Consider the following 623-nt stretch of genomic DNA (forward strand, 5'->3'; position numbering starts at 1 on the left):
GCCGCAATTGCGCGCGCTAACGTTTTGCGGGGGGTGTGCCGCAACCGGCCGTGCCCGACGCGCGAACCCACCGGCGCTGAAGTCGCACCACACACATTCTGCGCCGCTCGTGCGGAACGGTTAGCGAGCTCGCCACCGGCCGGGAACAGTGAGTTGACCTGGCATAATGTAACGAGTACGGCCTGCGCCATAGTCTGGACACTGTCACAAGAGATGCGGTCAGGCAGCGACCGCATCCTTAGCCGGTCCTGCCAATCAGCCCAGCGGCCAGTTCAGCACCACCAGACTATCGTTGTAGTCGTTATCGGTACCGTCCTCCGATCCGACGAGGCCAAAGTAAGTCTTCTTGAAGATGTCGACTTGCCGCGACCCCAGCTTGGAGGGCTTTCCGTTTGCCGAAACCACAACCTTCACTTTGCCCTTGCCCGAGTTCAACACCTGCGTCTGCAAGTTCTTGTCCTGGGTGCCGTTGCCCTGAAAAGTGGCTGCGGGGCTCTGATTGTCGTCCACGTAGACGGCGATCGTCTGCTGCGCCGGCGAGTTCACGAGCGCCGTCACACCGAAGGGGGTATTGGGGGGCAGGTTGAAGACGCCGTCCCGTTCGCCGCCACCGGACGGTTGTG

1 protein-coding gene is annotated in these 623 nt (G+C 62.0%); it reads right to left on the reverse strand.

The window, feature by feature from the left end; genetic code table 11:
- Positions 1-255 precede the first annotated feature (255 nt).
- A partial coding sequence (locus tag P0D80_RS50945) for a fucose-binding lectin II (RefSeq protein WP_408296516.1) occupies positions 256-623 on the reverse strand: 368 nt, incomplete at its 5' end.

Origin of the sequence: Paraburkholderia sp. RL17-373-BIF-A, from assembly GCF_046030175.1 — a bacterium.
GTDB lineage: Bacteria > Pseudomonadota > Gammaproteobacteria > Burkholderiales > Burkholderiaceae > Paraburkholderia.